At 37.9% G+C, this 6,411-nt stretch carries 4 protein-coding genes; 3 read left to right on the plus strand and 1 reads right to left on the minus strand.

Features of this window, described 5'->3' with window-relative positions; translation table 11 throughout:
• Positions 1 to 404, plus strand: a 404-nt coding sequence (locus F6K13_RS13015; protein ID WP_287287582.1) for a TerB family tellurite resistance protein, incomplete at its 5' end; no start/stop codon positions are given.
• A gap of 265 nt (positions 405 to 669) precedes the next feature.
• On the opposite strand, the gene F6K13_RS13020 is transcribed toward F6K13_RS13015, so the two are convergent.
• A complete protein-coding gene (locus F6K13_RS13020) occupies positions 670 to 2,403 on the minus strand; it encodes an alpha/beta hydrolase (protein WP_161564666.1) in 1,734 nt (577 codons plus the stop codon).
• Between the two features lie 878 nt (positions 2,404 to 3,281).
• On the opposite strand from F6K13_RS13020, the gene F6K13_RS13025 reads away from it, so the two are divergent.
• Both F6K13_RS13025 and F6K13_RS13030 read left to right on the plus strand, forming a co-directional pair.
• Complete coding sequence (locus tag F6K13_RS13025) at positions 3,282 to 4,259, plus strand: LysR family transcriptional regulator (protein ID WP_124146768.1); 978 nt, start codon at positions 3,282 to 3,284, stop codon at positions 4,257 to 4,259.
• A 687-nt stretch (positions 4,260 to 4,946) separates the two neighbouring features.
• A complete protein-coding gene (locus F6K13_RS13030; RefSeq protein ID WP_124146761.1) occupies positions 4,947 to 5,999 on the plus strand; it encodes an anthranilate phosphoribosyltransferase family protein in 1,053 nt (350 codons plus the stop codon).
• The last annotated feature ends 412 nt before the right edge of the window (positions 6,000 to 6,411 follow it).

Here is a 6,411-nt window from a genome sequence, read left to right on the forward strand (position 1 = left end):
TAAACTATCTGAAAGTAATAGTGGCGATCGCTAGTGCTGATGGTGAGTTAGCACAGAAAGAATTAGATTGGTTTCTGGAAGAACAGCAGCTGCTGGGAACACCATCTGACCTGATCGAAGAAAATGTCCTAAATTTCGATGGAAAAAATGCGGACATCGAAGAGCTATTGGGCGGTATGCATTATGATTTTTCTCTAAATTTTCGCTGTTGTATGTTGTACCAAGCGATCAAAATGAGCCGTGCCGATGGAGTGTATCACGAGAAGGAAAAAGCCGCTGTTGCTCGAGCCGCGCAACTGTTAGGAATTGAACAAAAAGTACTTGTTAGTATTGAGTCTTTGGTAGAAATAGAAGAGTCGGCAGCTCGGCTACGATTTGCGATCTTTGAAACTGACGTTGAATAGTTTAGCGTACTAGGTTAACATCTCCCCCGGTGAAACAGGGGGGCAAAAGAAAGTTTTGTGTAAGCATTTAGCTTTCAGCTTTCAGTCATCAGTTTATGCGCTTTTAGCTGACGGCTGACTGCTTACAGTTTTGTTCCCTGGGGGGCTAGGGGCAATGATGAATGACTACCTCTTCTACAACTTCCCTAAATCCTAACTCTTAACTCTTAACTATTGCCTACTGCCTACTCCCTACCCTAACAAAAAGACTTTCTACATGCAAACCCTAATTAGTATTACTAAATCGTTTGGAAAAATTGTCGATCGCCTGTTGTAGATCGTCTTCTGTGAGAGACTGTAATACACCGAAAGTAAATGGTTGTTGATTAATATATTGTAGATAAGACCCACTTAGATATGGTAATGATTGAGATTGATTTATCAGATAAGCTTGAAAAAAGGCTAAACCTAGTACCTGGATAAAAGGATAAGCTAAAGTAGGATCGGGACCAATTAATTTGATTGGTAGTTCTATAGAAACTTCCTCTTCTTCTTCTACAGCAATAAACGAAAAGTGAGTTGCTGGTTCACTAATAACTAAATATTTTTCTGCAGTAGTTAAGCTAATGAATGGATAAATTTGTTCTGGAATTGGTGGAGCAAAAATATCTCTAGTACTAGCAACAATCATCAAGGGTATTGCAATTTTACTAATTTTTTCAGGTCCAAATACACCACTACTAATTGGATTTATTGCAATAGCTGCTGTGATACGTTCATCTCGTAAATTTTCGGTTATTTCTGCTGGTAAATTACTGGTTTGACACTGTAATAATAGAGATAAATTAAAGATAAATTTAGTATCTTCAGATTGGCAATCTTTTCGTAGATCTTCTAGGTCTAGGGGAGCACCTGCAAGACTTAAAGCAGTATAACCGCCAAAAGATTGACCTACTATTCCCACTTGTTTAAAATTTAGCTGACCTCGCCAGATTGGATCGGAGTTTATTTTTGCCTCTAATTCATCCAGTAAATATTTAATATCTAGTGGGCGATTAATAAATTCCATTCCATCTACAGGTCTGCTAAAACCTGCAAAGATATTTTCAAGTTTTTCTGCATTTGAACCAATATGTTCTGGTACTATTACTGCAAAACCATGAGATGCTAAATGTTCGGCAAGATAGGCAAAGCTATTTAGGTCTGAACCTAAACCATGGGAAATAACTATTACAGGAATTAATTTATTTCCAGAACTTTTTGGCAGATAAATATTTGCTGGAGAAGAGCGGTCGCGATTAGGATTTCTAAAGGTAATAGATTGTTTTTCCCATCTTATATTTCCTGGTTGTCTTAAATCTGGAAAATTATTAAAATCAATTTTATTCTCACTAAGCGATCGTTCTTGAGCTTGATTTTGTAGCTCTATTACAATCAAGCGTTCTTCTACAAATCTTTCGATTAATTCTTCAGTTAAATTGATACCTTCTTCAAGTTCTATTAACAAATCTCCAGGAAAATTTTTCAACACATTAATAATAGTCAAACCATCTGGTTCTGCAAGAGCTAACTGAAAAGCTGTTTGGAGAGCTGCACTCCCATTTTTATTTTCTCCAGTTTTCAGGATTTTACCTAATCTTTTCAGAACTTCTTGTCCTGCTGGTTCTTCCATAAATGTGTTGACAATAGTAGGATTAACATCAAAACGGTTTTGAAAAAGTTCTCTTAGTTCTTGTTTTTGTTTTTTCAGAACTGTCTGTATTTCTTTTGTTTCTTCTGTTGTGAGCAGCTCAGAATAAAAGGTAAATTCTTTGCTAAATTCTCCTTCTTTAGCAAACCTTTCGATAGATTCAATTGGTATTTTTAGTTGAAAAGGTGGCAAAGAAACTACGATTGGATCTGTAATGTCGAGAGCAGGAATAGAAATTATAAGATTTTCGGCAGCAGAGGCAGAAATAGTGGTAAAAATAGGTGATAATATAGTTAATCCAGCAATCAATATCGAGTTCTTTTTAAACATTTTTAACAAAGCTGATTTATGTTTTAAATTACAGATTTTTATCTGCTGTAATTGAGCTATCTTAACGCCTAAAAAAATGAGGCTATTCCTAGAAATATACTGTGATTTTAACCAATAAAATACCATAAATAACTCCTATTAAATCCAAGTATTATATTGTGCCATAAAATCTCATTTTGATCTATAATGCAGTAATTAAAAGAGAGAAATAGGCAGATATATCCACAAGCATTATTTTTTTAACTAGTATAATATAATAGGAATAAAAACTATTATTATTCTACAGAAAAAAGAAAAGCCTGTAGTTAGAGGTCTGATTCTTACAGTGCTAAAGTGCAACTACAAACAAAGATTTTTTTTGCAGGATTTTTCAAACCAAAAATATAATCAAATATGATAAAATCTAACATTCTTACCACTGTTACCTAATACCATTTCTAAATAGTAAGTGGTTGTGCAAAATTAATTACACATTTATACAAATTGAATTCTTGAACTTCTAAAGAGCGCAGAGAATTGGGATAGGTAAATAATTTTGCTTAGGTACTTAATGCTATATTTGATTACCATCTCCCCATGTCCCCATCTCCCTACCTCCCCATTAGTAAGAGGTCGTTTGTAAAGAATTATGAAGTGTTTTTACCCCTGGCAAATTGGGTATTTCAGCCTATAAATCTGGGATAAATAACCAAGTTGTTACAGTTTAAAGGTCAATCATTGTATACTACAAAACTTTACAAACAGTCTCTAAAGATATATAGCAAACTTTTTGAGATTTGGTATAATTCATTTTGAGAAGGTGTATCCTAGTCTACTAAATGAAAAAAATAAATCTGCTATAATCAAAGGCTGGTAAATAATAGTTGAATCAAAACTCTATGCGGTTAGAGCAGTTGCAAGCATTTCTTTGTGTTGCAGAAACAGGTAGCTTTCAACAAGCAGCGCGAATATGTAACGTCACTCAATCAACAGTTAGCCGACAAGTGCAAGCTCTAGAAAATCAAGTGGGTACTCCCCTATTTCACCGTAGCAGTCAAGCCAAACTCACTCTAGCAGGAGAATGCTTATGGCCTTACGCTAAGAAAATTTGTCAAGCTTGGGAAAGTGCTACCCAAGAAATAACAGAAATGCTTGCCGGAAAACAACCAGAACTTTGTGTTGCAGCTATTCACTCTGTTTGTGCTGCTTACCTCCCTCCAGTTTTGCAAAGATTTTGTCGCCACTATCCAGAAGTAAAATTGCGGGTAACTGCTCTAGGAAGCGATCGCACTTTGAAAGTTCTCAAAGACGGTCTAGTAGATATAGCAATAGTAATGAATAACCGCTTATTTACTACCAGTCCAGAAATGGTAGTAGATGTTCTCTACACTGAACCGATAGAAGTATTAATGGCAGCTAACCATCCCCTCACAAAATACGAACAAATTCCCTGGACTGAACTTATTCGCTATCCTCAAGTAGTTTTCAAAGATGGCTACGGAATGCAAAGATTAGTTAAAGAGCAATTTGAGCGACTAGGGGCAAAACTCAATGCAGCATTAGAACTAAATACCCTCGATGCTTTCCGAGGAGTAGTACGACAAGGAAATTTAATTGCTCTGCTACCTCATTCAGCTTTAATAGATGTTAAACTCGACCCCACTCTTGCCATAAAAACAATAGGAGTAACTCCGAGTACTTCTAAGGTATCATCAATAAGAGATTCTGTTTGGAGTCGTGAGGTGGTGGTGGTGACAACTAGCGATCGGATACAAATTCCTCCGATAGAATATTTCTGGGAGCTAGTAAAAGAATTAATTCCACAGCAAATTAATCAAACCACAGTGTTGAAGAAGTCAGTAGTCAGGAGTCAGTAGTCAGGAGAATGTTAGAGCTGGGGTTTAAATCTTAACTTTAGCATTAGACATCTCCTCCAAAAGAGGGAACAAGGGATAGGTAATATCATGTTCGGTTGAATACTTATAATATCTGTAGACCAAAGGCAGAAGGCAGAGGGCAGCTATGCTGAAGGAAAAGAGCAAGGTTAGAAGGCAGAAGGTTCATTATAACTGACCCGTCCGTTAGCGTAGCTCCCCCGGAGGGGAACATGATATAACAAGGAGAAATAATTGATAATTTATGGATAAGAATTGATTTTATTTTGAATTTTCACGTCAATGTCTATTGACATTACGGGTGACAGTGGAGTATGGCACTACGCAAATAGGGCGCGGACATTTATAAATGCGGATGCGACCCCGCGACGACGACGGCTCGCTTGCGGAATGCTGACTCCTGTGAGGGAACGCGCACCAAGCAGCTCAAAGTTAGTCAGGGATTACTTTTGACTTTTGACTTTTGACTTGCGCGTAGCGCTATATTACAGCACTTTTTAGGAAGCGTGAGGTACAGTTTTAAGGTTAATCTTTTTTTCCTACTCCCTACTCCCTACTTGCTACTCCCTAAAGTCCTAAAATTTTGTACCCGATCAACTCCAAAACTGCTGTAAACTAACTAAACAAAATCAAAAAATAAATACCTAATTAACCAGAGAGAAAAATTAAATGAGCGATCGCTTTCGAGAATTACTCAGAACCATTGGTAGTGGCCCCCATACAGGGAAAAATTTAACCCGCCAAGAGGCAGCAGCAGCAATGCGGATGATGTTGTTGAAAGAAGCAAAACCAGTCCAGGTCGGTGCTTTTTTAATTGCTCACCGTATTAAACGGCCTACTGGAGATGAGTTGGCAGGAATGTTAGATAGCTATAACGAATTAGGGCCAAAACTGCAAAGTCAACCATCGATGGGTGTAGTGACAGTATTAGGTTGTCCTTATGATGGGCGATCGCGTACTGCACCAGTTACCCCACTCACAGCTTTAATTTTGGCAACAGCAGGAATATTTGTTGTGATGCACGGTGGAGCGCGAATGCCGACAAAAGAAGGAGTACCTTTTATTGATATTTGGCAAGGGTTAGGGGTTGAATGGGAAAAACTATCGCTGGCACAGGTGCAACAAGTATTTGAACAGACTGGTTTAGGCTTTGTTTATCTACCAAAACATTTTCCCCAAGCAGATGCTTTAGTAGAATATCGTCGAGATATTGGTAAACGACCGCCTCTAGCAACAATGGAGTTAATTTGGGTTCCCTTTTCAGGAGAAGTTCATTTGGCTGCGGGATATGTTCATCCTCCTACAGAAGGTATGTTTCGAGGAGCATTGGAATTACAGGGTGTGAAAAATTATACAACAGTCAAGGGGTTAGAAGGAAGTTGTGACTTACCTCGCGACCGGACAGCTATTATTGGGGTATCGATGCCATCTGACAACTCTGCCACATTTGAACGTCTGTTGTTGCATCCGAGTGACTATGGTTGTGGAGGAAAGGAGGTTTCATTAAGCTCTACTGCGGAGTTAGTAGAGCAAATGCAAGAAGTTTTGCAGGGTAAGGTGAGTCAGTTAATGTCAGCAGCTATTTGGAATGGAGGTTTTTATTTATGGCGTTGTGGAGTTTGCTCTGATATTTGCGAAGGTTTGTCTAAGGCGGAAAGTTTATTAAGTAGTGGTGAAGTAGGGGAGAAGTTGAGAGAAATTCAAGCTAAAGTTCAGGTGTGAGGAGTTAGGAGTCAGGAGTCAGGAGTCAGGAGGGAAGAAAGGAGGAATGCATAGGAATTAACAAAGTCAAAAGTTATTTTTCTAACGGGGATTTAAACCCTCCCCTCCAAAAATATTTCTCCTTAAAAGGTAAGGTTGCGCGACTCATATTATTTTTATAAAGGAGAATAGTATTGATAATTTCAGTATTTCTTTGGTACTGTCGGTACTGTCAGTCCTTAAATTTTATTATAACCGATCCGTCCGTAATTCGTAGCTCTCCCTCCGGGGGAACATTATATAAAACAGAAAAAAACGATATAGGTTGGATTCTTTAACCTTATTATATCGTCAGCAGTGCGTAGCGTGGTTTTAACCTGTATAGCACAACAGCTAATGAATCCGGGGTGTTTTAACCCCTTGAGAACTCAAA

Origin of the sequence: Okeania sp. SIO2B9 (assembly GCF_010672505.1) — a bacterium.
GTDB lineage: Bacteria > Cyanobacteriota > Cyanobacteriia > Cyanobacteriales > Microcoleaceae > Okeania > Okeania hirsuta.

What these genes read in the sequence shown, in the direction of transcription:
- F6K13_RS13020 (WP_161564666.1), bottom strand. Translation starts at nt 2,403, where the DNA reads ATGTTTAAAAAGAACTCGATATTGATTGCTGGATTAACTATATTATCA.
- F6K13_RS13030 (WP_124146761.1), top strand. Translation starts at nt 4,947, where the DNA reads ATGAGCGATCGCTTTCGAGAATTACTCAGAACCATTGGTAGTGGCCCC.
- F6K13_RS13025 (WP_124146768.1), top strand. Translation starts at nt 3,282, where the DNA reads ATGCGGTTAGAGCAGTTGCAAGCATTTCTTTGTGTTGCAGAAACAGGT.